The organism is Rhodocytophaga rosea (genome assembly GCF_010119975.1).
GTDB classification, from domain to species: domain Bacteria; phylum Bacteroidota; class Bacteroidia; order Cytophagales; family 172606-1; genus Rhodocytophaga; species Rhodocytophaga rosea.
In genome coordinates, this window is record NZ_CP048222.1 from 6,383,356 (window position 1) to 6,409,683 (window position 26,328).

At 41.0% G+C, this 26,328-nt stretch carries 26 protein-coding genes; 14 read left to right on the top strand and 12 right to left on the bottom strand.

What is annotated here, in order from left to right; translation table 11 throughout:
- The first annotated feature begins 216 nt into the window (after nucleotides 1-216).
- Entirely contained in the window at nucleotides 217-3,165 is a 2,949-nt protein-coding gene (locus tag GXP67_RS26330; protein WP_162445885.1) for a PAS domain-containing sensor histidine kinase, read from the top strand.
- Nucleotides 3,166-3,731: 566 nt separating this feature from the next.
- On the top strand, nucleotides 3,732-5,414 hold the full coding sequence (locus tag GXP67_RS26335; RefSeq protein ID WP_162445886.1) for a GAF domain-containing hybrid sensor histidine kinase/response regulator: 1,683 nt from the start codon (nucleotides 3,732-3,734) through the stop codon (nucleotides 5,412-5,414).
- A gap of 29 nt (nucleotides 5,415-5,443) precedes the next feature.
- Here GXP67_RS26335 and GXP67_RS26340 read toward each other — a convergent pair whose 3' ends face one another.
- Nucleotides 5,444-6,442 carry a LuxE/PaaK family acyltransferase gene (locus tag GXP67_RS26340; protein ID WP_232064607.1) on the bottom strand — a complete coding sequence of 333 codons (999 nt, stop codon included), beginning with the start codon at nucleotides 6,440-6,442 and terminating at the stop codon, nucleotides 5,444-5,446.
- Nucleotides 6,443-6,531: 89 nt separating this feature from the next.
- On the opposite strand from GXP67_RS26340, the gene GXP67_RS26345 reads away from it, so the two are divergent.
- On the top strand, nucleotides 6,532-7,101 hold the full coding sequence (locus GXP67_RS26345) for a hypothetical protein (protein ID WP_162445887.1): 570 nt from the start codon (nucleotides 6,532-6,534) through the stop codon (nucleotides 7,099-7,101).
- Nucleotides 7,102-7,192: 91 nt separating this feature from the next.
- On the opposite strand, the gene GXP67_RS26350 is transcribed toward GXP67_RS26345, so the two are convergent.
- Nucleotides 7,193-9,601, bottom strand: coding sequence for an alpha-ketoacid dehydrogenase subunit alpha/beta (locus GXP67_RS26350; RefSeq protein ID WP_232064609.1), 2,409 nt, complete (start codon nucleotides 9,599-9,601; stop codon nucleotides 7,193-7,195).
- 208 nt (nucleotides 9,602-9,809) lie between these two features.
- Between GXP67_RS26350 and GXP67_RS26355 the strand changes: the two genes are divergently transcribed.
- Entirely contained in the window at nucleotides 9,810-10,592 is a 783-nt protein-coding gene (locus tag GXP67_RS26355; RefSeq protein WP_162445888.1) for a DUF1573 domain-containing protein, read from the top strand.
- A gap of 156 nt (nucleotides 10,593-10,748) precedes the next feature.
- A complete protein-coding gene (locus tag GXP67_RS26360) occupies nucleotides 10,749-11,651 on the top strand; it encodes a histone deacetylase family protein (protein ID WP_162445889.1) in 903 nt (300 codons plus the stop codon).
- A 128-nt stretch (nucleotides 11,652-11,779) separates the two neighbouring features.
- Here GXP67_RS26360 and GXP67_RS26365 read toward each other — a convergent pair whose 3' ends face one another.
- The 3 genes from GXP67_RS26365 to apaG form a co-directional block, all read right to left on the bottom strand.
- A complete protein-coding gene (locus tag GXP67_RS26365; RefSeq protein WP_162445890.1) occupies nucleotides 11,780-12,145 on the bottom strand; it encodes a methylglyoxal synthase in 366 nt (121 codons plus the stop codon).
- A gap of 123 nt (nucleotides 12,146-12,268) precedes the next feature.
- A complete protein-coding gene (locus GXP67_RS26370) occupies nucleotides 12,269-13,039 on the bottom strand; it encodes an O-methyltransferase (protein ID WP_162445891.1) in 771 nt (256 codons plus the stop codon).
- 83 nt (nucleotides 13,040-13,122) lie between these two features.
- On the bottom strand, nucleotides 13,123-13,509 hold the full coding sequence (apaG, locus tag GXP67_RS26375) for a Co2+/Mg2+ efflux facilitator ApaG/CorD (RefSeq protein WP_162445892.1): 387 nt from the start codon (nucleotides 13,507-13,509) through the stop codon (nucleotides 13,123-13,125).
- Nucleotides 13,510-13,652: 143 nt separating this feature from the next.
- On the opposite strand from apaG, the gene ung reads away from it, so the two are divergent.
- The 3 genes from ung to GXP67_RS26390 all read left to right on the top strand — a co-directional run bounded on the left by ung (nucleotide 13,653) and on the right by GXP67_RS26390 (nucleotide 16,248).
- On the top strand, nucleotides 13,653-14,318 hold the full coding sequence (gene ung, locus GXP67_RS26380; RefSeq protein WP_162445893.1) for a uracil-DNA glycosylase: 666 nt from the start codon (nucleotides 13,653-13,655) through the stop codon (nucleotides 14,316-14,318).
- Nucleotides 14,319-14,447: 129 nt separating this feature from the next.
- Nucleotides 14,448-15,170 carry a 3-keto-disaccharide hydrolase gene (locus tag GXP67_RS26385; protein ID WP_162445894.1) on the top strand — a complete coding sequence of 241 codons (723 nt, stop codon included), beginning with the start codon at nucleotides 14,448-14,450 and terminating at the stop codon, nucleotides 15,168-15,170.
- Between the two features lie 334 nt (nucleotides 15,171-15,504).
- Nucleotides 15,505-16,248 carry a glycosyltransferase family 32 protein gene (locus GXP67_RS26390; protein ID WP_162445895.1) on the top strand — a complete coding sequence of 248 codons (744 nt, stop codon included), beginning with the start codon at nucleotides 15,505-15,507 and terminating at the stop codon, nucleotides 16,246-16,248.
- 9 nt (nucleotides 16,249-16,257) lie between these two features.
- Here GXP67_RS26390 and GXP67_RS26395 read toward each other — a convergent pair whose 3' ends face one another.
- Entirely contained in the window at nucleotides 16,258-17,388 is a 1,131-nt protein-coding gene (locus tag GXP67_RS26395; RefSeq protein WP_162445896.1) for an acyloxyacyl hydrolase, read from the bottom strand.
- A gap of 38 nt (nucleotides 17,389-17,426) precedes the next feature.
- Between GXP67_RS26395 and GXP67_RS26400 the strand changes: the two genes are divergently transcribed.
- The 3 genes from GXP67_RS26400 (at nucleotide 17,427) to GXP67_RS26410 (ending at nucleotide 19,878) form a co-directional block, all read left to right on the top strand.
- Nucleotides 17,427-18,116, top strand: a complete 690-nt coding sequence (locus GXP67_RS26400; RefSeq protein ID WP_162445897.1) for an SDR family oxidoreductase — start codon at nucleotides 17,427-17,429, stop codon at nucleotides 18,114-18,116.
- Between the two features lie 100 nt (nucleotides 18,117-18,216).
- Nucleotides 18,217-18,783, top strand: coding sequence for a putative metallopeptidase (locus tag GXP67_RS26405; protein WP_162445898.1), 567 nt, complete (start codon nucleotides 18,217-18,219; stop codon nucleotides 18,781-18,783).
- A 36-nt stretch (nucleotides 18,784-18,819) separates the two neighbouring features.
- The gene (locus GXP67_RS26410; RefSeq protein ID WP_162445899.1) at nucleotides 18,820-19,878 is read left to right on the top strand and encodes a hypothetical protein; all 1,059 of its coding nucleotides are present in this window, start codon (nucleotides 18,820-18,822) and stop codon (nucleotides 19,876-19,878) included.
- A gap of 66 nt (nucleotides 19,879-19,944) precedes the next feature.
- Here GXP67_RS26410 and GXP67_RS26415 read toward each other — a convergent pair whose 3' ends face one another.
- From GXP67_RS26415 to GXP67_RS26440, 6 genes are all read right to left on the bottom strand, one after another.
- Nucleotides 19,945-20,226, bottom strand: a complete 282-nt coding sequence (locus GXP67_RS26415; protein WP_162445900.1) for a DUF427 domain-containing protein — start codon at nucleotides 20,224-20,226, stop codon at nucleotides 19,945-19,947.
- Between the two features lie 60 nt (nucleotides 20,227-20,286).
- The gene (locus GXP67_RS26420) at nucleotides 20,287-20,562 is read right to left on the bottom strand and encodes a LytR/AlgR family response regulator transcription factor (protein ID WP_162445901.1); all 276 of its coding nucleotides are present in this window, start codon (nucleotides 20,560-20,562) and stop codon (nucleotides 20,287-20,289) included.
- Between the two features lie 73 nt (nucleotides 20,563-20,635).
- Nucleotides 20,636-21,310, bottom strand: a complete 675-nt coding sequence (locus tag GXP67_RS26425) for a DUF2071 domain-containing protein (protein WP_162445902.1) — start codon at nucleotides 21,308-21,310, stop codon at nucleotides 20,636-20,638.
- A 52-nt stretch (nucleotides 21,311-21,362) separates the two neighbouring features.
- Entirely contained in the window at nucleotides 21,363-22,211 is an 849-nt protein-coding gene (locus GXP67_RS26430) for a thiol-disulfide oxidoreductase DCC family protein (protein WP_162445903.1), read from the bottom strand.
- A 63-nt stretch (nucleotides 22,212-22,274) separates the two neighbouring features.
- Complete coding sequence (locus tag GXP67_RS26435; protein WP_162445904.1) at nucleotides 22,275-22,781, bottom strand: GbsR/MarR family transcriptional regulator; 507 nt, start codon at nucleotides 22,779-22,781, stop codon at nucleotides 22,275-22,277.
- An 85-nt stretch (nucleotides 22,782-22,866) separates the two neighbouring features.
- Nucleotides 22,867-24,123 (bottom strand): MFS transporter, encoded by a 1,257-nt coding sequence (locus GXP67_RS26440; RefSeq protein ID WP_162445905.1) that lies wholly within the window; start codon nucleotides 24,121-24,123, stop codon nucleotides 22,867-22,869.
- A gap of 300 nt (nucleotides 24,124-24,423) precedes the next feature.
- Here GXP67_RS26440 and GXP67_RS26445 point away from each other — a divergent pair, with 300 nt between their 5' ends.
- From GXP67_RS26445 to GXP67_RS26455, 3 genes are all read left to right on the top strand, one after another.
- Nucleotides 24,424-24,636, top strand: coding sequence for a hypothetical protein (locus GXP67_RS26445; protein WP_162445906.1), 213 nt, complete (start codon nucleotides 24,424-24,426; stop codon nucleotides 24,634-24,636).
- A gap of 211 nt (nucleotides 24,637-24,847) precedes the next feature.
- On the top strand, nucleotides 24,848-25,054 hold the full coding sequence (locus tag GXP67_RS26450) for a hypothetical protein (RefSeq protein ID WP_162445907.1): 207 nt from the start codon (nucleotides 24,848-24,850) through the stop codon (nucleotides 25,052-25,054).
- Nucleotides 25,055-25,577: 523 nt separating this feature from the next.
- Nucleotides 25,578-26,306: a dioxygenase family protein gene (locus GXP67_RS26455; RefSeq protein WP_162445908.1), complete on the top strand. Its 729-nt coding sequence runs from the start codon at nucleotides 25,578-25,580 to the stop codon at nucleotides 26,304-26,306.
- The last annotated feature ends 22 nt before the right edge of the window (nucleotides 26,307-26,328 follow it).

Consider the following 26,328-nt stretch of genomic DNA (forward strand, 5'->3'; position numbering starts at 1 on the left):
AAATTATTAATTTCTGAAAACAGGTTTGACAGATGCGTTGTTTGAGTTACATTCCTTATCTTCAACATAGGTAAGTTTTTAGCCGTTTTCTTCCCTTTTTAAGGATAGAAAACAATCGAATAACAGATAGGTTAATTCACTATGAAAAGAATAGCTTGGTGAATTTTCTGTTAAGATTTAGTATGTTTCCAGCTAAAGTGACTATAATTTACATTGATGACTCTTTCTAATACCAATCTGCCTCTTATCTCTGACAACCTGAAGGCTTTTGCGGCATTTTTGCAGCAAAACTGTATGGATGAATTAATTGCAGAGAATTTTAAGCTGATCCGGCAGGTGAATTTACCTTTACTGGCCTTGTTTGCACATTTGAGTGAACAGGAACTACAGGCAATGTCCAGAAAAAGCTTTGAAGAGTATTTTGAACAAATTCAAAACAATCGGCTCATAGAGGCTACCCAGGCAAACCTTAACGAGTGGAAAGCAGGCCGGCTTCCGGGTATTTCGAAGGAAAATGTACAAGTATCAGATCTGGTGCTCGGATATAGCATCAGGAAACGGATTATGCTCCAATTTATGCCACGGTTCACTTCTGACGTAGCAATGGCGGTTCAGATTTTATCGGAACTTGAACACTTATACAGTCAGATTGAGCAATATGCTTTCCAGTTATATATAGACATTCAGCAGGAAGAACTGCACCGGAAGAATGAATTCCTTCACTCAATTATCGAAAACAGCGTAGATGGTATTTCGGCCTATGACAAAGATATGCGGGTACTGGAATGGAGTCCGGAACTGGAAAAACGCAATGGAATTAAAAAGGAAGCTATTATCGGCAAAAGCATATTAGATGTTTTTCCAGATTACATCAATTCTGAAGAATATAAACTTCTCGGAAGAGTATTCAAAGGCGAAAAAGTGCATTTCGCCGACAGGCCCTATAAATATAAAGCAGGCTGGTACGAAGCTTTTAATATTCCCCTCTATAATAAAAATAATGAAGTGAGCAGTTATGTGAGTATTCTACGGGATATTTCGGAACGGAAGGCAGCAGAACAGAAGTTAAAAGAGCAGCAAGATGAATTACGTAGCTTAAACGAAGAATTGCAGGCCCAGAAGGAAGAACTGGAAGCAGGCAATGAAGAATTACAGGAAAACCTTACCCAACTGGAGGAAATACAGGAAGCGCTTGCTTTAAATGAATTGCGGCTTAGAGAAGCACAAAGTATTGCGCAGCTGGGCAGCTGGGAATATAATCTGAACACCAGTCAGATATACTGGTCGGATGAGATGAAACGCATTTTTGGGATGGATGAAACAGAGCCAGCGCCCGACTTTGAGACATATTTCACCTATGTACATCCGGATGACCGGCAGTTGATTAGAAATCTGATTGAAAAGTCTATTCAGACATTCATTCCTTACCAGTACGAACACCGCATCATCCGCCCGGATGCAGGTATCCGGTGGATCTATACACAAGGAGAGTGTATATTGGAACATGAAGGAAGAAATAAAAAACTAAGGGCAACCTGTTATGATATTACCGGCCGCAAGGGAGCAGAAATTGAACTTGAGAAATTAAATAAGGAACTGGAACAACGGGTGGCAGAACGCACCGAAGAACTCAGCAAAAGTGAAGAGCGTTACCGGATTTTCCTTAATCAGAGTTCGGAAGGTATAGGAAGATTTGAACTGGAAGAGATCGGTGGGGTTGACATTTCCTTGCCTATAGAGAAGCAACTGGCGCTTTACTTTCAGTACGGATATTTATCAGAATGTAATGATGCACTCGCCCAGATGTATGGCTTTTCACAAGCGGAAGAAATCACCGGAGTTTCTCTGGGTACTTTCCTTCCACCTGATAATCCGGTAAACGTAACCTACTTAAGTAATTTTATCACTTCCGGATACCGCCTTGAAGATGCCGGATCAGAGGAGATTGATAAAGATGGCAAACCCAAATATTTTCTCAATAATCTGATTGGCATTGTTGAAGGGGGCAGGCTGTTGCGGGTATGGTGTACGCAGCGGGATATTACTGATGAAAAAATGGCTAAAGAAGCCTTGCGTAGAAGTGAAGAACAACTCCGCCTGGTGACAGATGCCGTACCCATACTCATCACCTATATCGATAAAGATCACAGGTATCGCTTTAATAACAAAGCGTATCAGGAGTGGTTTGGACTGGAACCTGAATCCATTTATGGCAAACATATGCAGGAGGTATTAGGGAAGGATGCTTACTATTCTTTAGTGCCTTATGTAGATAAGGTATTACAAGGTGAAAGGGTGCACTTTGAAACAAAAGTTTCCTACAAACATATTGGCAACCGTTTTATAACAGGCGATTATATTCCACATTGGGAAGGAAAAAAAGTGGCTGGTCTTTATGCAGTTGTCTCCGATATTTCCAAGCAGAAAACCATTGAAGAAGCCTTGCAGAAAGCCCTGCAGGAAAGTTATGAGCAAAACCGGGCACTGGAGCGTATCAATACAGATATGGATAACTTTATATATGTAGCCTCTCACGACCTGCGTTCACCAGTGGTAAATCTGGAAGGAATCATTACACGGTTTCAAAAACAACTGCCGGCATCCTCAGCGAGCGAACAAACCCTGCTCAGATTTGCTGGGGAGGCGGTAAGCCGGCTAAAACAGACGATAAGTGATTTAACAGAAATTTCGAGGGTACAACGGGAAATAGATACTGATTTTGAAAGTGTTTCTTTTCCGGAAATATTCCAGGAAGTAAGTATGGACATTGATACTTTAATTGCAGAATCCAGAGCCGTGATTCATACAGATTTTCGGGTAGAAAGTATGCCATATGCCCGGAAAAACCTGCGAAGCATTATCTATAATCTGCTTTCCAATGCCATCAAATATCGTTCAGAGAATAAAATCATAGAAATTTTTGCTTCCACCTATGAAACTGAACATGACATTGTTCTCATTATTCAAGACAACGGATTAGGTATACCCGAGAAACAAAAATACAAATTGTTCACCATGTTTAAGCGCTTACACACCCATGTGGAAGGCAGCGGAATTGGTTTATATATTCTGAAAAGGATTGTCGAAAATTATGGTGGACGTGTTCAGGTAGAAAGCCAGGAGGGGCAAGGTTCTGCTTTTACTATCTTTTTTAGAAAATCTTAGGCAGCCTTATAAAACTGACTTGCCGGTATGCATTTGTGGTGCAGTGCAAAACAAGCTATTAGTGAATTCTTAGGTGCAGGATGAGCTTGTACTTTTTTTAATATGTTTACTCCACACCAGAAATAATGTTAACTGTATGATTAAGCTGGTCCTGCCTGCGATAGCCATACTAAAGCTTATCAAAATGTTGCCTATAAGGCTTTTGCCAAATTTTCTCTTGTAAAAAACAGAAAATTCTAGTATTAATCCTAATCTGTAGGGGCTACTTATACGTATATAAAATAAGTGTAAGGTATATCATGTAGTCTTAATATTATTAAATACCCTTGTCACTTATAAGAAACAGTTCTCCAGAATAGCCCTGAAAGAAATGCTGTAGGTAGTGATAATGCCAGGAATACTAGCTTATTTTGCCTGATCTGACATTATACAATTTGTTTTCTGCCAGATGAATTAACATTTATTATTATAAATCTCCAATAGCCAGCTCTGTTTGTAATTGCCCGGTAAGCTATTTTAATTATTGCGGCTTTATTTTTTTTGAAATTTTTTTATTCTTTCCTGTTATGAACCAAGAGATGGACGGACTGGAATTTCCTGTCCCTGCGGATGAAAAAGAACGCATAGAAACACTTAAAAGTTGTAATATACTCGATACGCTACCAGAAGAAGACTATGATGCCATTACAAAACTGGCGGCTTATATCTGCCAGGTACCCATGGCTACAGTTAGTTTTATTGATACAAACCGGCAGTGGTTTAAATCAAGAGTTGGTTTTGAATTAGAACAGACTCCTCGCAAATATGCGTTTTGTAAATATACCATTATGGAAGATCAGATAATGGAAGTGCAGGATTCTCAGCAGGATATCCGTTTTGCTGATAACCCGCTGGTTACTGGTAAGCCTTATATCCGATTTTATGCCGGTGCTCCGCTGATTATGCCGGATGGACATAAACTAGGTACGCTGTGTGTAATTGATACAGTTCCGAAAAAACTCAGCCCGGAACAAAAAGAAGCTTTACGCACTTTGGCTAAGGAAATAATAGCACAGCTCATATTGCGTAAACAAAAAATGATACTTGAGCGGGAGAAAGAACTAGTAGAGCAATCTCTAAAAATTAAAGAACAGTTTCTGGCCAATATGAGCCATGAAATCCGTACGCCCATGAATGGCATTATGGGTCTGACTAACCTGTTGCTGGAAACACCTTTGAACCAGGAACAAAAAGAGTACCTGCAATTTATACAAAGTTGTACAGACAATTTACTCGTGATTATTAATGATATACTCGATTTTTCAAAAATAGAATCCGGTAAGATTAATTTTGAGAGTATCCCTTTTGATATTCAGGTAGTAATGTCTGCGCTGACAGGTTTGTTTAAAAACAAAATTGAGGAGAAGGGCCTTACCCTGGAAATAACTATTGACAGAAATTTGCCTCCGATGTTTACCGGAGATCCATACCGGCTTACCCAAATCCTCAATAACTTAATTGGAAATGCGATTAAATTCACCGAAACTGGCTACATCAGCGTAAAGGTTGAAAAGACTGCCCAGACTGCTGAGGATGTACTTACGATTATGTTTACTGTTGAAGACAGTGGAATTGGTATTCCAGCCGAAAAAATCTCCACTATTTTTGAGAGCTTTACACAAGCCGACAATGATACTACCCGCAAATATGGAGGTACTGGCCTAGGATTGGCTATTACCAAACGCCTGGTTGAACAACAGGGAGGGGAAATATGGGTGAATAGTATACCTGGAAAAGGCTCTTCATTTCAGTTCAAATTGCCATTTAAAGTAAACCAGCAGGTAGTTAAAAGATCTTTACCTCCTGTGAGCGAGCATGCGCTACCAAATAAAAAAATAAGAGTGCTTATTGCCGAGGATAATCGTGTCAATCAGATGATTACTTCAAAAGTGCTAAAAGATCATGGATATGAGGGCGTAATTGCCTCCGATGGAAAACAAGCGATAGAACAGCTTCAGCACAACAACTTTGATATTGTATTGATGGATATTCAGATGCCGGAAATGGATGGCTACCAGGCCATTAAATATATCAGACAGCATATGGCTGAGAAAAAAACAATTCCGATAATCGCCTTAACTGCACATGCGATTAAAGAAGAAATAGAAAAGTGTTTTTTTGCAGGTGTCAACGATTATGTATCCAAGCCTTTTTCTCCTGGAGAACTCATCAGAAAAATTGAAAATTGGGTAGCAACTTCTCACGAATAAGCTATTCATAAATGAATGAAGTCAGTAATTTAACTTACCAGCAAATTACATCCCCGGATATCCGAATTATCGAATCGGCCTAATACCCTAAAGGTGCCATCTGCTGAAAGAATACCAATATCTTTCGTTTCAATAAAGGCACATGAATCTACATTTGCCAGATCAATAATATTGATTCCGCCACTGCGGGAATGCTGGTAGATATGAAAAGGATCGTTTACGTCCCGAATCAGGATGCGCATCCAGGGAGGCGTTTGAAAGGCGCCTCCGCCAGTAGAATACGCTTGTGAAAGTAGTTCTGTCATGCCATACTCTGCGTGAATAGCAGGTACTTTAAATGCTTTTTGCAATTCCTCATGTAATTCTTCCCGTAATAATTCTTCTCTCCGCCCTTTCATTCCTCCAGTTTCCATCAGAATAACATGTGATAAATCTGTTCCTGCATAGGCTTCTGCCAGGTCAAGCAGAGCAAAGGTTACACCCAGTAATATTACCTGACCGCTATGGTTGCGTAAGGAGATTAGCTTATCTATTAATGCGTCGTTCTGGTGCAGAAAAAAGCCTGAATACGGAGACTGACTTTGCTGAATAAAATGCGAAACCATATACACCAGAGAGGAGTTTTTACGTTCCAGATAGGAGGGAAGCAAGGCAAACAGATGGCACTCTTTCAATGGTTTATACAATCGTTCAAACATGTGCTGGCTCACTTGTTTGTAGAACAGGGGATCTGCTACATAATGTCGGCTGGGCGTTTGTCCGGAAGTGCCGCTGCTCTCGAAAATAACCTGGATTTCCGGATTGCCGGTTACCACCCGCTGGCTTTTAAATAGCTCTATGGGTAGAAAAGGAATTTGATAGATAGATTGTACCTGCTGAGCTGAAAAAGGAAGGTGAGAAAGATAGCGCCGGTATACCGGATTGTGTTCAGCCTGATAACGGAACAGTTCTAATGCTTTCTGTTCAAAATTACCTGAATTTGTAGAAAAGAGCGTATGTTTGAAATGTTGCAAAAAAGACCCTGACACCGCAATATATTTTAAATAGAATTGGATTTTTGCAAACCTAAAGTATTGCTTTCATGTTTTTTAGTAAATTAGTTTTTATTTAGCCTCCTATGTTGAGAAGATACATATTATATGCTGCCGGGTTTGTCATATTGACAATCAGTTCATTTTCCTGTGAATTAATCACAGGCCCAAACTTTCCGGATGCGCCTAAAATCTCATTCCGGGACATCAGAAAATTCCGTGTTACAGATCGTCTGGGGAATACCAATGACTCTATATCCATTGCCTTGAAATTTCAGGATGGGGATGGTGATCTAGGTCTTACTCAAGAAGAAATCGACAACCATCCGCCTCCGTATCAACAACTTATACAAAATCCGGATGGCTCTACTTCACCTAATCCAAGATATTACAACTACTATATACAACAATATCGGAAGGTAAATGAGGATTGGGTGCCTGAGGATCGCTTGCCTTCACTTAAAGGGCATTTCCCAGTACTTAATGAAGGCAAAAAAGGTCCTATTGAGGGTACGTTATACTATGCAGTTTCTTTTCCATTAACTCCTTCGAGTGCGGCAAATGCCATATATAAATATGATATATATATTTTAGATCGGGCTGGAAACGCTAGTAATACAATCACAACTTCGGAAGTCATTATTAACGAAAAATAGACTATATTTCCTTCAAACAGAAAAGCCTTTGTTTCAACAACAAAGGCTTTTCTGTTTGAAGCATATTGAGATGTTCCTTAACTACTGAATATTAATAAATAGCAGGAAATTGCGCAGGGTCAGATTCGTGCATCATTTCATACACCACATCGAAAATGTCTTCTGTATTAGGCTTGGAGAAATAATCGCCATCCGTAGCATACGCAGGACGGTGTTCTTTGGCCGGAATAGTGCGTGGTTTGGTATCCAGCCAGCGGTAGGCATCTTGTTCTTCCAGTACTTTCTGCATCATAAAAGCAGTAGAACCTCCGGGCACATCTTCATCGGTAAATACAACCCGGCTGGTGCGCTTCACCGACTGAACAATGGAATGATGAATATCGAAGGGAAGCAACGTTTGTACATCAATCACTTCGCAGTAAATACCAATTCGTTCGAGTTGCTGGGCTGCTTCCATTACAATGCGGCACATGGAGCCATAGGTAACAATCGTAACATCTGTCCCTTCCCGGAGTATTTCTGGTATACCCAGCGGTACACAAAATTCACCAATATTGGCCGGTAATTTTTCTTTTAAGCGGTATCCATTCAAACATTCTATGATCAATGCTGCATCATCGGATTGTAGCATGGTATTATAAAAGCCGGCCGCTTGTGTCATATTACGAGGTACCAGTACATATATGCCCCGCATACTTCCCAGGATCATGCTCATAGGCGAGCCGGAATGCCATACGCCTTCCAGCCGGTGGCCTCTGGTGCGGATAATGACTGGTGCTTTTTGCCCGCCTCTGGTGCGGTATTGCAAAGTAGCCAGATCATCAGACAAGGTAATAAGGGCATAAATGAGGTAATCCAGATACTGGATTTCGGCAATTGGCCGTAAGCCCCGTAAAGCTGCGCCAATTCCCTGGCCTATAATGGTAACCTCCCGGATGCCAGTATCTGTTACTCGGAGTTCGCCATATTTATCCTGCAAGCCTGCAAAAGCTTGGTTTACGTCTCCTATTTTTCCAACATCTTCTCCAATAGCAAACACACGGGGGTCCCGGGCCAGCATGTCATCGAAACAAGCCTTTAGCACTTCGCGGCCATCCAGCAACGGGCTATCTTCTTTATAAACCGCTTTTACTGCTTTTACATGCAGGGCAGATTCAGCAGATTCACTGTAGAGATGCGAACTATAATTCTGAAAGTTAAAGGCTATCGCATTCTTTACCCAGGTTTGTAATTGAGCTTTTACCTGAACAGACTCCGTACGCAGGATACGTAATGCTTTTTTAACAGCCACCACAGCATCGGCACGGATGGGGTTAATCGTTCTGACCAGTAATTCTCTGATATTGGTAATTTCAGTTTTGTACAGGGCGCTCTCATTGGCAGCTGTTTCCAGTAAATGTAAGGCGCTTTCATAATCTGCGCGCATAGATTCCATAAAAGCAATCCAGGCTGTATTCTTAGCAATTCTAACTGTCTCTTTAGATTTTACTTCTATGGCTTCCAGTTCTTCAGCGGTTGCAAAACCATTTTCCAGCATCCATTGCCGCATCTTTTTGATACAGTCATGCTCATGTTCCCAGGCTAGCCGTTCCTTGGATTTGTAGCGCTCGTGTGAACCAGAAGTAGAATGCCCCTGGGGCTGGGTCATTTCCAGTACATGTACCAATACCGGTACATGCTCATCCCGGCAGACACGGGCAGCTTGTACATAAACTTCACACAATCCTGCATAATCCCATCCATTTACACGGAAAATTTCAAAGCCTGCTTCCTCTTCAGTGCGCTGAAAGCCTGCCAGTATTTTGGAAATATCTCCTTTGGTTGTCTGGTATTCCGCCGGAACAGAGATCCCATACTCATCATCCCAGATAGAAATAAACATAGGTATCTGTAATACTCCGGCTGCATTGACCGATTCAAAAAACATTCCTTCGGAGGTAGAGGCATTCCCAATAGTGCCAAAAGCAACTTCATTGCCCTGATTGGAAAATTGAGTGAGGTAGTGTAAATCAGGATTATGCTTATAAAGCTTTGATGCGTATGCCAGGCCTACTAGCCTGGGCATTTGACCGGCAGTAGGAGATATATCAGTAGTAGAGTTTTTAATCTTTGTAAGGTCTTTCCATTTTCCCTGCTCATCTATGCTTCTGGTGGAATAATGCCCGTTCATCATACGTCCGGCTGTAGCCGGGTCTGCCTCAATATCGGTATGTGCATACAACTGGGCAAAATACTGCTGGAGAGTAAGTTCTCCGATAGCAAACATAAATGTCTGGTCACGGTAATATCCGGAGCGGATATCTCCTTCTCTGAATACCTTTGCCATTGCCAGCTGGGCTACTTCCTTTCCATCGCCGAAAATGCCAAACTTTGCTTTCCCCATAAACACTTCTTTACGTCCCATCAGGCTGGCCTGCCGGCTTTCGCAGGCAATGCGATAGTCGTTGAGGACTTCCTGCCGGGTAAAAGTGGTATGAGGAGAAATTTCGTTTGTTATCACAATAAATCAGCTTATCAGGGTTCAGGAACGTTGATTCAAAGGTTCAATCCAAACAAAAATAGGTAAAATCCATTAGCTTTCAAATCCATTTCTTACATGGTACAGGATTAGTGAGTAACGTGCTGTTTTTGCATACTGGTACAGATACAAAATTTAGTATATTTGTATAACCGAACAGTTTTTAACCCTCATAAATAGTTATATACCCATGAAATTCAACTATTTTATTCTTTTTTTGCTTGTTATTGCCCTGGTGCCTGTTTCTTATGGGCAGGCTGTGCTCACTTTCAGTAAAACCAGCCATGACTTTGGCCAGGTGAAAGAAGGGGTGCAGGCTACGCAAGAGTTTGAATTTACCAATACCGGTAAATCGCCGCTGATCATCTCCAACGTAAGTGCTTCCTGCGGCTGTACCACCCCTTTCTGGACTAAAGATCCTGTATTGCCTGGTAAAAAAGGAAAAGTAACGGCTTCTTATAACAGCAACGGACGGCCAGGCATGTTTAACAAATCTATTACAGTCGTAAGTAATGCCGAACCTGCTACACTCGTTCTGACTATTCAGGGGAGTGTGATTAGCAAAGACCAGATGCCTGCCCCAACTGCGGCAGAAATTGCCAGTTCACCAGTACTGGCTCTGAATAAAAACAGCCATAATTTCGGCAAACTGGAAAAAGGACAAACAGCCAAAACTACTTTTGTCGTGCACAATACCGGCAAAAGTGATTTGCAGATTCAACGCTTACAAAGCGCCTGTGCTTGTGTGAACTATACTGTTAGTAAAAATTCCATTGCTCCTGGTGAACAGGCTACGTTGGAATTAACCTACAGACCCAGAAATCTTGAACAGCAAAATGAGGCCGTTAGCCTTACTTCCAATGATCTGAAAAATCCGGTGATAAGCCTAACTTTGCAAGCACAGGTGGTAGAAAGCCTTTCTTCACAGAGTGTGTTAAAGGAGCAGAAACCAGCGGTACCATTTAAACAATAGATTCCGTACCCTATCAGGAAATTCAAAATTTGCAATAGACCCTCCTATACTTATTTGTATAGGAGGGTTTTTTATGTATAGTCGTTAAACAATTATCTGCGCATAAGGTTAAAAGTTACGATAGTAGTTTTTTTCAAATCTCTTTGCTTCTTTTTAATGTTGAAAGTAGCCTGGTCACCAGTATATGCTCACCCTTTGCCTGAGGGCCACCGTTTTCCTATGGAAAAGTATAATTTGCTTCCTGAGCAGTTATTATATGAAGGCACTTTACAGCAGGAGAATTTTTTTGAGCCGCCGCCAATTGAAGACCAATATATTCTCAATACCCATGAGTCAACCTACTGGGACAAACTCCGCAACCAGCAACTCACTCCAGCTGAGATCCGAAAGACTGGTTTTCCACTTTCGCCTCAGTTAGTATTCCGCGAAGTAGTAATTATGAATGGAACGGTACAGGCCGCTCTATTTGCACTGGAATATGGTGTTTCTATGAACATTGCCGGAGGTACACATCATGCCTTTACTAATAGGGGAGAAGGCTTTTGTCTGCTGAACGACATTGCCATAGCTGCCAATTACCTGCTCGAAAAGAAACTAGCTGCCAGAATATTGATTGTAGACCTGGATGTACACCAGGGAAATGGTACTGCCCAAATTTTCCAGGATAAAGCGGAAGTATTCACCTTTAGTATGCATGGAGCCAGTAATTATCCCATGCACAAAGAAATATCTGACCTGGATGTAGCCTTGCCGGATGGAATAACCGATGCAGCCTATTTGAAGGCGCTTGATACTCATTTACCTGCTTTAATTGAGCAAGAGGTACCAGATTTTATATTTTACCAGTCGGGGGTAGATATACTGAATACGGATAAGCTGGGTAGATTATCGGTAAGTCTGGCTGGCTGCCGGGAGCGAGACCGGAAAGTGCTGGAACTGTGTAAAAGGCATCATATTCCGGTAGCAGCCAGTATGGGTGGAGGCTACTCTGAACGGATTGCTGATATTGTAGAAGCGCATGCAAATACATTCCGGCTTGCCCAGGAAATCTATTTTTGATAGATGCTAAGAGTTGAAGCTAAAAGCTGTTCAACTGCAAAGTAAAGCGTATATTCTACTATTGGCTAAATACTTTACAAGTCAATATTTTATATGAACTCCCGCCGTAAAGACAAAAAAATATAGTATTACTCAAACATACCCAGAACCAGATACCTGGCTGTAGCCGGATTCGTAGCGAGTGGAATTTCGTGTAGGTCGCACAGGCGCATAAGCATTTGTACATCTGGTTCATGCGGATGTTTTCCCAGGGGGTCGCGGAAGAAAATAACCGCATCCAATTGCTTTTCAGCCACCATTGCCGCAATCTGTGCATCACCGCCCAGCGGACCAGAAAGCTTTTTTTCTACGGATAGCCCGGCTCTTTCTACATATCCGCCGGTAGTGCCAGTGGCCACCAATGAAGCCTGGTGCAGTAAGTGCCAGTGGTCTTTTAAAAAGGCTACCATTTCTGCTTTTTTCCCATCGTGGGCAATTACTGCTAGTTTCTTCATAGAACTATTATAAGATTGAAAATTAGAAAATTATTTGTTGAAAGATGAAATTAATGTATAAACTGACTGCTTGGTGAAAATCTAAACAGCGGTAAATTACATAATTATTGCTTTACCAGTGTATTAAAACCGGAGCACAAAATGCTGTTTGGGTTGATTTTTTCTGAAAAATACTAGTCCTACATCAAATAAATCAATAGTCAGCATCACCGATGGATGCATTTTTATCCGTTGCCAGGCTTGTTCCATCTGCGCCGACCAGTAGATATCATCAAATACAAATACAGAGTTTTCATGTGCTTTCTCCAGGCATTGCTGAAAATAGGTCCAGGTAGGTTCAAGCCGGTGATTGGCGTCAAAGAAAACGAAATCTACCTGTGAAACTGTATCCAAGGCAGCCCGTAAAGTCTGGTCAATATTGCCGCTGACTGAAATAATATGGGAATACTGTAATGCCTCGAAGTGCTTTTTTGCAACCTGTAGTGTCTGCGGACAGCCCTCAAAAGTAAAAATTTGTGACTTTTTACTGGGAGAGCTTAGATATAAAGTGGTAATACCCAGGGAAGTGCCTAAATCAAAAATGGTGTGGGGTTGAAAATGATTGACAAGGCGGAATAGCAACTGCCCTGTTCTGGCATTTTTGAGTGTATGTCTGGCAATATCACGGATATTACGCTGTTTGCTTGCATTTATTTTAGAGCCGGCACCTAAATCCTGCACCGTTATTCTTTCTGTAGAGGTAAGCAGGGTTTGGCGCAGGGCTTCAATTTCATCAAATACGTAATACCTGGATTTGTTTTGAATGACTTGTGTATACAATTCAAATACAAAGGGCGAGTGTATCCCATGTTCATTAGTAGACCGAAGCAAAAACAGCAGGTAGCGGAGGAGCAAAAAAGAATGGACAGATTAAGCAGTAAACTTATAAACAGCGCAATGTATTACAGTTAGTAAAATACACTCTTTTATTACATGACTTAGTTAAGCTTGTAAGGAACCACCATTACAAATTCAGGTATACGGGCCTGAAAGGTTTTTCCATCTACTACCCGTTCCATCAGATAGGTACCATTCATTTTTCCTATGCCTGTTTTAAGGTTACAGCCGGAAATATATTCATGCGTTTCGCCTGGTTCGAGTACTGGTTGCTGCCCTACTACACCTTCGCCTTCCACTTCCCTAACCGTTCCATTGGCATCATGAATGAACCAGTGCCTCCTTAATAATTGTACGGTATATTCACTGCAATTTTCTATGCTAATCTTATATGTAAAAACATAATGAGACTGAACAGGGCTTGAATATTCAGGTTGATATTCCGTTGCCACCGTCACTTTTACCCCTTGTGTAATCTCAGTAATCATAATTCGCTCAGGAATGGTAATGTTTTGTAAACGACTAAATTTAACGATAAGTTTTTGGTATCCCAACGATTTTTAATAAAAAAGCGTCAGCAAACGCTTTGCAATAATACAAGATATTAGATATAATTGAACAAAAATATTACATGGATATTAAAATAGAAAATTCCTGGAAACAACGGCTCGCACTGGAGTTTGAAAAAACCTATTTTCAAAACCTGATCACCTTTGTAAAACAAGAATACGCCACACAAACTGTTTATCCTCCCGGAAGTAAAATATTTTATGCTTTCGATGCCTGTCCTTTCGACCAGGTGAAGGTAGTTATTATCGGGCAAGACCCTTATCATGGAGCAGGGCAGGCACATGGACTGGCTTTTTCGGTAAATGATGGCGTTACTAAACCTCCTTCGCTCATCAATATTTTTAAAGAATTGCATGATGACCTGGGAAAACCAGTACCCAAATCCGGCAACTTATCCAGGTGGGCAGAGCAGGGAGTGCTTTTGCTGAATGCTACTTTAACTGTACGGGCTAATACACCAGGTTCGCACCAGGGAAAAGGCTGGGAAGAGTTTACAGATGCTGCCATCAAGGCGCTTTCCAACGAAAAATCAGGAATAGTATTTTTGCTGTGGGGAGCCTATGCCCAGAAAAAAGGAGCCATCGTAGATGCCAAAAAGCACTATGTGTTAAAAGCCAAACACCCTTCCCCAATGGCAGCCAAATACGGCGGCTGGTTTGGAACCAAACATTTCAGCCAAACTAATGAATATCTGCGCTCTCAGGGCAAACCGGAAATAGACTGGTAATAGGCAGCATAATAATAGGCAGCATAAGAAGTAATAGTCTGGAAATTGGAAAAAATTGGATTAATTTGTGCAGTAAATAATTTAACTATTTACTGATTTCTATCTTCCAATTTCAAACCTCATACGCCAATGAAACAATACGGTTTATTGTTGTTTTTGTTATTCTTGTCTGTAAGTATCCATGCGCAGACTGCTAATGTATTAACACCGCAAGAAAAAAAGGAAGGATGGAAGCTGTTGTTTGATGGTAAAACCCTGAAAGGGTGGCATACTTACGGAGCAAAAGGAGTAGGTAGTGCCTGGCGGATTGATGGCGATGCTTTACAATTGTATGTACCTGCCCGGGCAGGCAACAAAACAAAAGATGGCGGCGATATTGTAACGGATGAGGTGTTTGCCGGAGACTTTGAGTTTAAAATTGACTGGAAAATAACCAAACTTGCCAATAGCGGTGTATTCTTGTTTGTGACCGAAGATCCAAAGTATGAACACGCCTATACCACAGCTGTAGAAGTACAGGTGACTGATAATGGCATTTATGGCGATGGCGCTGATAATAACCGCCGAGCAGGCGACTTGTTTGGCATTGCCAGTTCACGCATCCGTATGCCCAATCCGGTGGGCGAATGGAACCACATGCATGTAATTTTGAAAAAGGGTATGCTGAATGTTTTCCTCAACGATATTCAAATCCACGAAATCCAGCTGAACGGCAAAACCTGGCAGGAAGCCCTTGCCAAAAGTGGCATCAGCCAGTCACCTATCAGCAAAGGGGTATTTGCCGGACGTATCGGCCTTCAGGACTGGGGCAGCCAGGCTTGGTATAAGAACATCAAAATACGGCCTTTATAATCTCTGGTCCTTCATAATTTGGTGTTGCTATGTATGATACAATTCAGGGATGGTACATAGCCACTTTTATACAAACATTTCGGTGATATTATTACGGGTATATGATTTTTGTTGCTTGCAATATACTTTTTATGCTAGTATAATTCTGTAGCGGCTGGTGCTATCATTGGGTAAAAATGCTAAACCGGCTAGTGGTAATAAATATTAACTATAGCTACACAGAAGAAGTTTATCTCAGCAGTATCGAAAATAGTATCTTCTCACTACACTGGAAACTTCTCAATTAGTAGTTCTGATATATTTATTACAAAGTACATATATCTGGCATTTTCGTATGATTCCTAAAATTATTCATCAGACGTACAAGACCAAAGATCTTCCGGAAGATCTCATGCGATGGCATCAGAAAATGATTGCCCTTCATCCGCAATGGCAGGTATATCTCTGGACAGATGAGGATAATCTGAGATTGGTGGAAGAACATTTTCCGCATTTGCTGGACATATATAATAAACTGCCCTATAATATTATGCGGGTAGATATGGTCAGGTATATGTATATGGTAATATACGGAGGTGTTTACCTGGACCTGGATTATGAACTATTCAGTCCACTCGACGAAATTACCCACAGCCATGAATTAATTTTACCCTTGTCCCGTGAGCAGCAAGGCAAAGACTTTTATCAAACCCATACCATCATTGGCAATTGTATTTTTGCGTCTGCACCTGGCCATCTGTTCTGGTACGATATACTGGATGCTTTTCATAGACATCCGCCGGTTGAGCAGTTCTCCAATAAAATAGATATTCTTAAACTGACAGGTCCTGAATTTATTACCAGAATATATTTTCAGAACCCAGGAAAATATCTTGCTTTCCTGCCAAAGAAAAATATTTTTCATCCGGATATATCTTATGCAACCCACCCGGATTATGAAAAGGAACTTTCTGAAAAAGGAACCCTGGGTCTGCATCATTGTAAGGAGAGCTGGCTAAAGGAAAATAATACCATCAGCAACATAATGGCCAGAGCTGTATCTTCTTTTAACCGGCGTATTCGATTCTTTATGGGTTAGTATTTTGCACTACAAACTTACTCCTAAAGCCCATTCCACACAATCAGCTGTTCCGAAGTGCGTTTTCAGCAGCATAGCCGCAAATAATTTTCTGGAGAAATAATATTTTAATCCAAACCGCTGGTAAACCCTGGTATCGATTTTCTGATAAGGATTGTACACATATACGCCTAGTTGTGTGAGCATAGATACCCTTCCTATAAACAATTCATGCCCGAAGGTAAGCCCGGCTCTTTTAAAATCAGGAATATGCAGGCTGTCAATATCAGGGTCCTGGCGTATTACTTGCCGGAGAGCCGTATTATAAAAACCATCTACGCCTATATTCAGGGCACTTTTCTGATTCAACCGCTTATTGACATACATGGATATGGTGCCGCCAGGATATTTTTTACCTCCAGGCAACTTGATTTCTTTAAAGAAAAACGCACCGGAAATATTAAGACTCACACTACCGGGTGTAGGTTGCCCTGGAAGTGAATCCGGCAAAGTCTGCATTTGAAGCTGCCTGGGCTGGTAGCTGATCCCCACTTTTAGAGCCGGAATATTTACGCCTGAATTGGGTAGCTTAAATGCCCCATTTGAAAAATGAGTAAGGGTAACTCCAGTTCTTAGTTGCCATTTCCTGTGTATGCGGTAGGTCCAGGCTAGTTCGCCCTGCATACCAAACATCACCCGTCCGCTTAAAGCCGTATTCTGAAAGTTTGTCTCTGCATCATATGGATTAGTTATATAGGCCAGGCCAGTACCGATTTTTAGCCGCAGGGCAGAGGAATTACCTTTTAACAGGGCTTTGTCTACATACGTGAAAGCATACATAGCTTTTCCCAGAATAGGGTTGCGGAAGTCATATAAACCTATCGCATATCCCACTTCAGGAAATCGGTAACTATGGTGCCAGGTTTTGCTTCCATCGGTAATGCGGTTCAGGTTTATTTCTATGGCATAGGGATGGCTTTGAGCCAGGTGCCCAATAGATTCTGTATGCTTGAGAATGAAGCCGTAATAAGTATGTATGCCTAAGGCAAAAGTCTTTGTTTTTTTAGGAAGATTTTGTGCAGTTCCCGGTTGAATGCCGGCGAAAAAAGTCAGTATGGGAATTAAACAAATAAGCGCTATTTTGCTGGTCAGGTAATGCATTTAACTCTGGGATTATTCAAAAATAATAAAAAAATAATATGGAACTCAAAGACAAGGTAGCAGTAGTTACTGGTGTAAGTAAAGGGATAGGTTTATCGGTAGCCCGGAGGTTCCTGGAAAAGGGCTTAAAAGTAGCCGGATGGAGCCGTACTGCCCCTGATCTTTCACTTCCTGATTTTAAGTTTTATCCGGTTGACCTGCGTAATTTTGAGTCGATAGAAAATGCATTTAACGCAACCTTACAGGATTTTGGAACTGTATCTGTGCTGATCAATAACGCCGGTGTAGGCTATGCCGGAAAAATGGATGAAATGCCGGTAAGCCAGTGGATGGAAATGTTCGACCTGAATGTACATGCCTTGTATTATTGTTCCAGATTAGCTATTCCTGTAATGAAGCAGCTGAAAGAAGGCCATATTATTAATATTGCTTCTGTGGCTGCCTTGGAAGGCAAGGAAGACTGGGTAGGCTATTGCGGCAGTAAATACGCCGTCCGGGGTATCTCGCAGAGTTTGTATAAAGAAGTGCGCAATTATGGCATTAAAGTAACTTGTATCTTTCCGGGAGCGGTAAATACGCATTTTTTCGACCAGAATGAACTAATGAAAGCCCACCCTAATATGATGAACCCCGATGACCTGGCCATTACTTTAGTTGATCTGCTTCAGACCAGTGGAAACTGTCATCCGGTAGAATTAGAAATCCGCCCTTTGTTGCCCCGGAATTAGTTTCTGTAATTCTATACAGGTATTTTACTTTTTCGCCGGTTTCTTTAAATTGATAAGTAAGTTGGGGATTGTTATGTTACAGCAAAGAAACAGACATACTATGTTGAAAAGATTGCATTTGCTAGGAATGCTTGTGCTATTTCTTGTTCTCAATTGCTGCCAGAGAGAAAAAACAGAGCCGGTGGTATACCGGGTGCCTGCCGATGTAGAAAAATATGTGCAGCGTTTTCTGGAAGAAGCCAGCTTACGGAATCGCCCCATGGAAATTACAAACCTGATTATGGAATTTGCTGAAATCGATTCGACTATTATTCAGGAAGATGCCCAGGTATGTGCTGCCTGCAGGCAGACAAAAGACCATCCGGAAAGGCAAAAAACAATCACTATCAATACAAAAATAAATTGCTGGCAATTCCTGACTGATCAGGCCAGGGAAGCATTGGTTTTTCATGAACTGGGCCATTGTGTGCTGCAGCGAAGAGGACATAAGGATAGCTTACTTCCAAATGGTGATTATGCCAGCCTGATGAACAGCAAAGTTTCTAATATGTACGAAAGCTGCGTATACGATATTGGCGGGGGACCTTGTAACAAGCTTTTCAAAAGGCAGTATTACCTGGATGAATTATTCAATGAAAACACTCCTGTTCCTGATTGGGCAAAATAAAATGATAATTATCTAATCTTCTCCTGACTGACCTACATGAAAGTAATTGGCGTAGTTCTGTTTGTGGCTGTACTGGCTGCTTGTCAACCCAACTCTAAACAATTAGATCTGATAAGTCACTGGCATGTACATTACCCGGATAGCATGTTTGGAACCTGGGACATACTCGATACCTCTCAGATTATTATTGATAAACATAGATTTTGGGGATATTATCATACAATAGGATATTGGCATATGAATAGTGAAGTTGCCAATAGTGATACTATACGAGTTGCTTATAATTCTCACTCGTATAGCGACTTTACTTACAAATACCAAAACGATACACTTTTCCTTTCAGACAAATCTTATGCGATAAAAATAGATACAAACCAATGTAATTTACCAGAGGAATTCTTTGGAGACTTACATGTTGCTATTGAATTGCCTAGTTCAGGAGAAACAAAGGAGCTAACTGAAGAAGAGAACCGAAGGTCTCTTTTTTTACATATGTATATTGGCAAACCCAAGCCATATGTAAAAAAAATTCCAAAAGATACTTTTCTGATAGAGGTGGTGAGAGGTGATTTCTTTATTGATTATACAGGCATCCAGGAATTTGTAGAAGTGGAAAAAGCCATGCTTCCATCTGCGGAAAGAGATAGTATAACAGTCGCTTTTAGTGTACATAAACAAGCGCCTGCCCATATGGTAGATAGTATCGAACAAATTATTAATTGGGATTATCCGCCTCTAAAAATAATTTATGCTTGCCTTCCTGGAGAAAAGCAATATGTAAAAGAATCTGTGTTTACCAGCCTGAAAAATGAGTTTGCAAAACCGGCTGATCAGTGTACAGCTATTGTTGTTTTTGATGTGACTGAAGCAGGGCAGGTAAGATGGGCACTGAAAGAAAATGCTAACGAGAATCTCATCTATTATTCGCTGGAGGAAGCAGAAAGCACCGAAAGGCTGAGGAGTTTATGGCAGAAAGCAAAAACGAATAAACAAAAGCCAGGAATTGCATTCTCCTTTGCTCATAAGGCAACTTTTCAGGATTATATCACGGCACAAACGACAATCAAACGGGCTTTGAAGGAAATTTCTTTGTAATAAACTCAATAAAAGTATTCATAACCCCCTCTGAAAAGAAGGGAAGGGGTGTGTAAAATATTAAAACTAAGGCTCTACTTTTACACCCCGCCAGAAAGCAATATATCCTTTAATCTGGCTGGCTGCTTCTTTCGGATTGGGATAATGCCAGGCAGCATCTTTATTTTCTTTTCCGTTGGCTTTGATACTATAGTAAGAAGCTTCTCCTTTCCAGGGGCAATGAGTATGGGTAGAACTGTCTGCTAACAATTCCTGATTTACGGCCTGAGGTGGAAAATAATGATTTCCTTCTACTACAATGGTATCGTTGCTTTCTGCAATAATGGTCTGGTTCCAGATGGCTTTCATAGTTTATAAATGATGTAAATAAGTTAACACGGCTCAAAAGAGGTTTGTTTGATAAATAACTTACTTTTTAAAATAATCCAGAAGTTCCTGCTTATATAAGCTTCCAATAGGAATCTGATTGTCGTTGGAAAGAACAACTGCGTCTGCTTTGATAATCTTAATATGATCGGCAGCCACAATATAGGAACGGTGAACCCGTATGAATTTGTCACCCAGATTCTCCTGCATGTCTTTCATGGTTTCGTGCATCAAATATACTTTGGCAGGAGTAACAATTTTTACATAATCTTTACCGCCCTCTATATACAATACCTCTTTCTGACTTACTTTCAACATTCCTTTATAGTCTTTAATGAGCAGGAATTTTTCCTCTGCAAATCCTAGTTTCTGCCAGTCACCGGTAAAAGGGTTAGCGGATGGGTTGTGGGGGTGTCCATTGGTAATAAATGGTTTCGTTTACCTGGAAAGCCCCTTCCAGTCGGGCGGTTTCAAAGAAGTTGGTTTTGAAGTGATAACAGTTTACCCAGTCAATCGGCCATTTCTCCCGAAGGATTTTTGTCATGCGGATTTGTCCGTCGAGCAGAGAATATGCCCGGTCAATAGATCCAATGGTTTGTTTCAGGCATTCATCTGTTTGCCTGGGAGTATTTTCGTCTAAGGCATAGGTTAAATATTGATCGTCTTTTTTGAGAGCCAGCAGCTGATTGGTACAGATTATTTCTGCTTTTTCCAGGTTGTAATCTGTCATGAGCTGTCCGCCCTGGGCAATCAGGCCATTATCGGTAAAGGAACGCATGAAAAAAATACCTTTGTTAAGGCCTTTGTTCCACTGTTTATCTTCTATGAGTAAGCGGAACCCAATGTGCCGGTAGTTAAAATGCAGACTTTCCGGCAGAAAATCAGGATGCATGTGCTTGAGATCAACATTGACCATAGATATCATCGCCCTGCCTTTAAAATCCCTGATCTTCAGTTTCCAGGGAACAAAAGGTTCTACTTCTTCCCGTTCTACAGAAAAATTAATCAGCTTTACCTGATGCAATTCGCCCAGAAAGGTAATCGGAAGTCTTTTTAATAGGTTCATGGCTTTATAAATTGAGTGCATGAATGTGTGATTGAGAGAGTGTGAGGTTAATTTATGTTAGGAAGTACAACCAGAAAGCAGCTGTAATTTGCAGTATCAGAAACCAGCCGATCGTCCAGCCTTGACTGAGCTGGATGTGGCGTACTCTGGAAATATGCTGCCAGAGCATGATGCTGGAACTGATTACCACACTAATGGTCGGAATAAGCGGATATTGATAGGCGGTGAGTGCACTCAAGCAAATACCTGGAAGCAGGATGAATACACCCATTATCATAATTACTCCCAGATGTGCGATGTAGTTGATCCGCTGCCTGGGCTGAAAAGGCAAAGTCACACACAAAGCCATAAGAATTTGGAGTACCCAGCCAGTACCAGCGATACACAGCATATCCATTCCTCCGATGCCAGAAAGGGAAAAATGGCTGAGTGAATCGCCAAACGCATAGGTAATTACACTAGCGATGCTTACCGCTAAAGCAATAAAATACAGGCGGTACCGGAGGCTGAAATCAGGCGCACAATCAAATCCTGAAGCTGGTGTGTGGACCGGAATAATGATACGCCGGTTGTAAGATATAATATTGTAAAATCCTGAAAAGAAGCTGTAAATTGGTTTTATTCGGAGCAGAGTCTTCAGAAATGGAATTTTCTGACTCAATAAAAATACAAGTGCATCCAGGCCATATAATGTTTCGCCACCGGTTAAATCAATCAGCGGAATATGGTGCCTGGAGTGTTGCAAATCCAGTTGCGAAACCTTGTCAGAATCAATAATTTTTGTGAACGGAATCCGGTTATTTTGCTCTAACAGCCCCCATTTAACAAAACCTGTGGTGTACAATTTACAAGCTGGGCATTGGTCATCGTAAATAATCGCTTTGTTGGGTAAAGATATCATATCTCTTATATTTATTAATTATTCAGTAGTTTCAGAAATATTTGAAAGTAATTAACAAAAAAATTATTTCAGCATTTTTAGCAGGATTCCAAAAAACCAGCTTTCATCGGCTTTAATCACTTTGGCCAGAAAATCGTCGGCTTGCCCGGCAAATTTTTGTATACCCTGAATCGACTGGCTGAATGCCTTGTACTGCTCATCCGACGGGTCGCCTTCTACCTTTGACACATCTTCCAGTACTTTGAAAATAGGTTCCAGTTCGCGTTTGCGGCGTTCTTTTGCAATTTGTTTGAATACTTTCCACATGTCTTTCTCCGCAGAAAAAAATTCCCGCCTTTCCCCGGATTTAAATTCTTTGTACAGCAAACCCCAGTCAATCAAAGTACGGATGTTCATATTGGCATTACCCCGGGAAATATTCAACTGCTCCATTACTTCTTCGGTACTTAAAGCATGAGGAGAAATCAGCAGCAAGGCATGAATCTGCGCCATCGTGCGGTTGATACCCCAGTTAGAACCCAGTGTACCCCATGCCTGTATAAATTTTTCCTGTGCTTCCTCTAATTGCATAACCAAAGGTATAATAAATTTCTGAACTTTCAATAATTATTGAAAGATATTTATAATATATTTTGAATGAGTTTTTAAGAGAGAATTACCTTCCTTTCACTTCTTCGGCTACTGGCTTGATCTTCCGGACAATAAAAATACAGATAAGCACGGCTACCATAGAGCAATAACCTACCAGCGGATAATTCATTAATTCACCGGTTGTAGGAGATTCATATACTACCAGTCCGGCCAGAAAAGCAGCAACACCCGCAGCAACAGATTGTACCGACGAATTAATGCTCATAAAACTACCCCGTTGTTGTGGTAACACACTCGAAGTAATCAGCGCCATGGCCGGTACCATACGTCCATTGGTAAAAATAAAGAAGAAGGCAAATACGCTTAAAGCAATAGGAATAGGTGTACGGGAAAGGTTCGTAATAATGGCAATCGGAATCAGCGAAAGTACCGCGGCAATAATGAAAATTCTGGACTTGCCATATTTATCGGAAAGCCTGCCTACAATAATGGAAGAAAAGAAGCTGACCGAACCGCCGGTGAGATAAATATAGGCAAGTTGCGACTGGCTGAATCCCACGTTTTTTACCATATAGGTGCTGAGCAAAGGAATAATTCCAAAACCGGCCATCATCAGCATCATCATTAAGCCTAAGGCCCACAACTGATTTGGGTTGTTCAGTACCTGCGTAATTACCATCATAGGTGACCGGTGTTGCTGGTGTTGTAAATGTTTACGCATAGCAGGTATTGCCTTAAAAGCAGCTACCCATACTACCAGGCTCATGGCTGCCAGTAAGAAGAAGGGGGCATGCCAGTCGAACTGATCGGCGAGAAACAAGCCAAAGGGTACACCAGCTACAGAAGCAATTGCAAAGGAAGCCATTACAATACCCATAGCCCTGCCTCTTCTCTCGGCCGGAATAGTATCTCCTACAATGGCATAAATCAGGGCACCTAAAATACCGCCAAATAATCCGGTAACGGTCCGGGCAGTAAGCAGAAAATAATAATTCGGCGATAAAGCACAGGCAAATGTTCCTAACGTAAAGCCAAAGTATAGCACAATCAGAGCCGTTTTGCGGTCGAAGCGGTCGATGAAGAAAGCGGAAGCAAATCCGGAGATACCAGCACTGAAGGTGTACGCAGATACCAGAAAACTGAACTGCCTGGTTGAAATATCGAACACATCAATCAACCTAGGTCCCAGCGGTACCATAATCATAAAGTCCATGATGTGGGTAAACTGGATTACGGAAAGAATAAATAGTAATAATCTTTCCTGGAAGGTTGAAATTTCAGGTTGCAGAACAGGTTGAGCTGGTGCTTGTATGGAATTCATTCAAAACAGATTTTAGTTGGTCTACCTTACACGAAGGAGAGGCGATATTGCACAACTTCAATCTAAATTAAAAAGTTGTCCCAATGCATTAAATTTTAGTTAAATTCAATGATATATAGAGGAATTTATATTCTCTATAGGAATCTTTATATTGATAATCTAATACCAGTTATTCCTTTCTTCGGATGTATAAATGCTAATGAAGATGTAACAGGTATATTTTTCTCCGTTTCTTATACACTTGTACCATTGGGGTGGGTATTGACACTTTTTACCCGGCCAGAGAGGATACTTTTGTATATGGAAACAATCATCTTATCAACCCAGCTTCCTGTTCTGGAAGAAGTTGAAGCTACAGCCAATACTCAATTTCTCACTTCTCTAACCGACTACTCAGTATACCCGACGGACATACATAATACATTTACTCAGGCATTGCTGCAGGAAATATTTACTTACCAGATGGAAGAGCGGGGGCTATTTGGATGTTTGGATACATATTCAAATAATTAATATAGTTTTTGCATCCAAAAATTAATTGAAGCAGAGGATATGAAAATGCTTCAGGCGATTTATGCTGTGTTTTGAGCGAATTCTTATAGTAGCTTATTCATTGTGCAATCTAATTACTTTCCTCAGGATTGAAGCCGGCTGGCGTATCTAAATTGACCCCTCTGGTATTCCTATTCAATTAAATTGTTAATTTTGGATCAAAAAAAGCATTATGCTCTCTTTGATCCATCTCCAGCTTCTGCCCTTACAAGAACGTGCCCGTTACATTCAGGACTATGGAAATTTAGTAGAAAGCCGTACCGAAGGCGATTATAGCAGTAATTTATACTGGATGAATGAGTATTATGCAGAAATAGTTCTGAATAATGCCGCCGGAAGGGTAGAAGAAGTTCTGTTAAAAGAATCTCTCGATAAATAATATATGATCAGACAATTGCACCAAGGGTCTATTTTACTTTTTAATGAATAAATTGTTCATTTTTTAGATACCTACTGCAAGAAAAATTGTCCATTTGTAAATTCAGCAGTACATCCAGCCTAACAACCGTTTGTCAACAAAATATTTACTTACCCTGCCTGATCTGCTATTTTTACAGCAGTAAATTTCTCTTTTAGTGAAAGGTTTAAGGTTAATAGGTAAATGGGCATGCGTTTCGCTTGCCCTTTTTATTTTGTAGCCAATCTTTACATTTCATCCTCGTTTCTAATTACCTTCATCCTAACTTGCAATTCTGCTTTTTGATTTATCCGGGCTATTATTGTAGATGCTTTTCTATTCTGCAGGTAAAGACTGGCAAGATGTTATACAGCTCATTTCAGTAATATAAAAGATAAGGAATCTACCGATACTAAATCCCTCTTTACCGACACATCATTGTAGTTCCCGAAACCAGGGCTCATTTTTGTTCCATAGTTCAGAAAAACTTTAACACATTACGATTATGGAAAGAAAAAGCTTCCTGAAAAGTTTATTGCTTGGGGCAGTAACAGTACCTGTGGCCCTGTCTGCCTGTGAAAAAGAAGCCGATGCGATTACACCTTCTACCGAAGAAGGTACTGTTACTGATCCGGGTACCAGTTCAGATAATTGTACCATTGCTCCTACCGAAACGCAAGGACCATTTCCTACCAAGAGTCCGGCTTCCTATGTGCGCAGCGACATTACCGACGGACGTAGCGGCTATAAAATGACAGCCAAAATTACCATTGGAAATACGAATAAGAATTGTGCTGCCCTAGCCGGAGCCATTGTAGATATATGGCATTGCGATGCGGAAGGAAGTTATTCAGAATATGGCGGAAGCGGCATGCAATCAGTAAATTACCAGTCGGTGCATTTCTTGAGAGGCCGGCAGGTTACGGATGCAAATGGTCTGGTTACGTTTACCAGTATATTTCCCGGCTGGTACAATGGCCGCACTACGCATATTCATGTGCATATTTATAATGCCAGCGGCACTTCCCTAAAAGTTACCCAGATTGCATTTCCGGAAGGAAGCGGTACTGCCGTAGCATTGGTAAATGGATATTCAAAAGGTTTGAGTGGCTATACTTCCAATAAAAACGACAATATATTTAGCGACGATACCGCAGGGGTTCAGATCGCAACGGTTACCGGGAATACGACCGATGGATTTGAGCTTTCTATCAAACTAAATGTAGCTGCTTAAGATTCTGCTAATATACCTTTCT

Excerpts from the sequence above, each read along its gene's own strand:
- GXP67_RS26330 (WP_162445885.1), top strand. The coding sequence starts at position 217 with ATGACTCTTTCTAATACCAATCTGCCTCTTATCTCTGACAACCTGAAG.
- GXP67_RS26335 (WP_162445886.1), top strand. The coding sequence starts at position 3,732 with ATGAACCAAGAGATGGACGGACTGGAATTTCCTGTCCCTGCGGATGAA.
- GXP67_RS26345 (WP_162445887.1), top strand. The coding sequence starts at position 6,532 with ATGTTGAGAAGATACATATTATATGCTGCCGGGTTTGTCATATTGACA.
- GXP67_RS26355 (WP_162445888.1), top strand. The coding sequence starts at position 9,810 with ATGAAATTCAACTATTTTATTCTTTTTTTGCTTGTTATTGCCCTGGTG.
- GXP67_RS26360 (WP_162445889.1), top strand. The coding sequence starts at position 10,749 with ATGTTGAAAGTAGCCTGGTCACCAGTATATGCTCACCCTTTGCCTGAG.
- GXP67_RS26365 (WP_162445890.1), bottom strand. The coding sequence starts at position 12,145 with ATGAAGAAACTAGCAGTAATTGCCCACGATGGGAAAAAAGCAGAAATG.
- apaG (WP_162445892.1), bottom strand. The coding sequence starts at position 13,509 with ATGATTACTGAGATTACACAAGGGGTAAAAGTGACGGTGGCAACGGAA.
- ung (WP_162445893.1), top strand. The coding sequence starts at position 13,653 with ATGGATATTAAAATAGAAAATTCCTGGAAACAACGGCTCGCACTGGAG.
- GXP67_RS26385 (WP_162445894.1), top strand. The coding sequence starts at position 14,448 with ATGAAACAATACGGTTTATTGTTGTTTTTGTTATTCTTGTCTGTAAGT.
- GXP67_RS26390 (WP_162445895.1), top strand. The coding sequence starts at position 15,505 with ATGATTCCTAAAATTATTCATCAGACGTACAAGACCAAAGATCTTCCG.
- GXP67_RS26395 (WP_162445896.1), bottom strand. The coding sequence starts at position 17,388 with ATGCATTACCTGACCAGCAAAATAGCGCTTATTTGTTTAATTCCCATA.
- GXP67_RS26400 (WP_162445897.1), top strand. The coding sequence starts at position 17,427 with ATGGAACTCAAAGACAAGGTAGCAGTAGTTACTGGTGTAAGTAAAGGG.
- GXP67_RS26405 (WP_162445898.1), top strand. The coding sequence starts at position 18,217 with ATGTTGAAAAGATTGCATTTGCTAGGAATGCTTGTGCTATTTCTTGTT.
- GXP67_RS26410 (WP_162445899.1), top strand. The coding sequence starts at position 18,820 with ATGAAAGTAATTGGCGTAGTTCTGTTTGTGGCTGTACTGGCTGCTTGT.
- GXP67_RS26415 (WP_162445900.1), bottom strand. The coding sequence starts at position 20,226 with ATGAAAGCCATCTGGAACCAGACCATTATTGCAGAAAGCAACGATACC.
- GXP67_RS26420 (WP_162445901.1), bottom strand. The coding sequence starts at position 20,562 with ATGTTGAAAGTAAGTCAGAAAGAGGTATTGTATATAGAGGGCGGTAAA.
- GXP67_RS26425 (WP_162445902.1), bottom strand. The coding sequence starts at position 21,310 with ATGAACCTATTAAAAAGACTTCCGATTACCTTTCTGGGCGAATTGCAT.
- GXP67_RS26430 (WP_162445903.1), bottom strand. The coding sequence starts at position 22,211 with ATGATATCTTTACCCAACAAAGCGATTATTTACGATGACCAATGCCCA.
- GXP67_RS26435 (WP_162445904.1), bottom strand. The coding sequence starts at position 22,781 with ATGCAATTAGAGGAAGCACAGGAAAAATTTATACAGGCATGGGGTACA.
- GXP67_RS26440 (WP_162445905.1), bottom strand. The coding sequence starts at position 24,123 with ATGAATTCCATACAAGCACCAGCTCAACCTGTTCTGCAACCTGAAATT.
- GXP67_RS26445 (WP_162445906.1), top strand. The coding sequence starts at position 24,424 with ATGGAAACAATCATCTTATCAACCCAGCTTCCTGTTCTGGAAGAAGTT.
- GXP67_RS26450 (WP_162445907.1), top strand. The coding sequence starts at position 24,848 with ATGCTCTCTTTGATCCATCTCCAGCTTCTGCCCTTACAAGAACGTGCC.
- GXP67_RS26455 (WP_162445908.1), top strand. The coding sequence starts at position 25,578 with ATGGAAAGAAAAAGCTTCCTGAAAAGTTTATTGCTTGGGGCAGTAACA.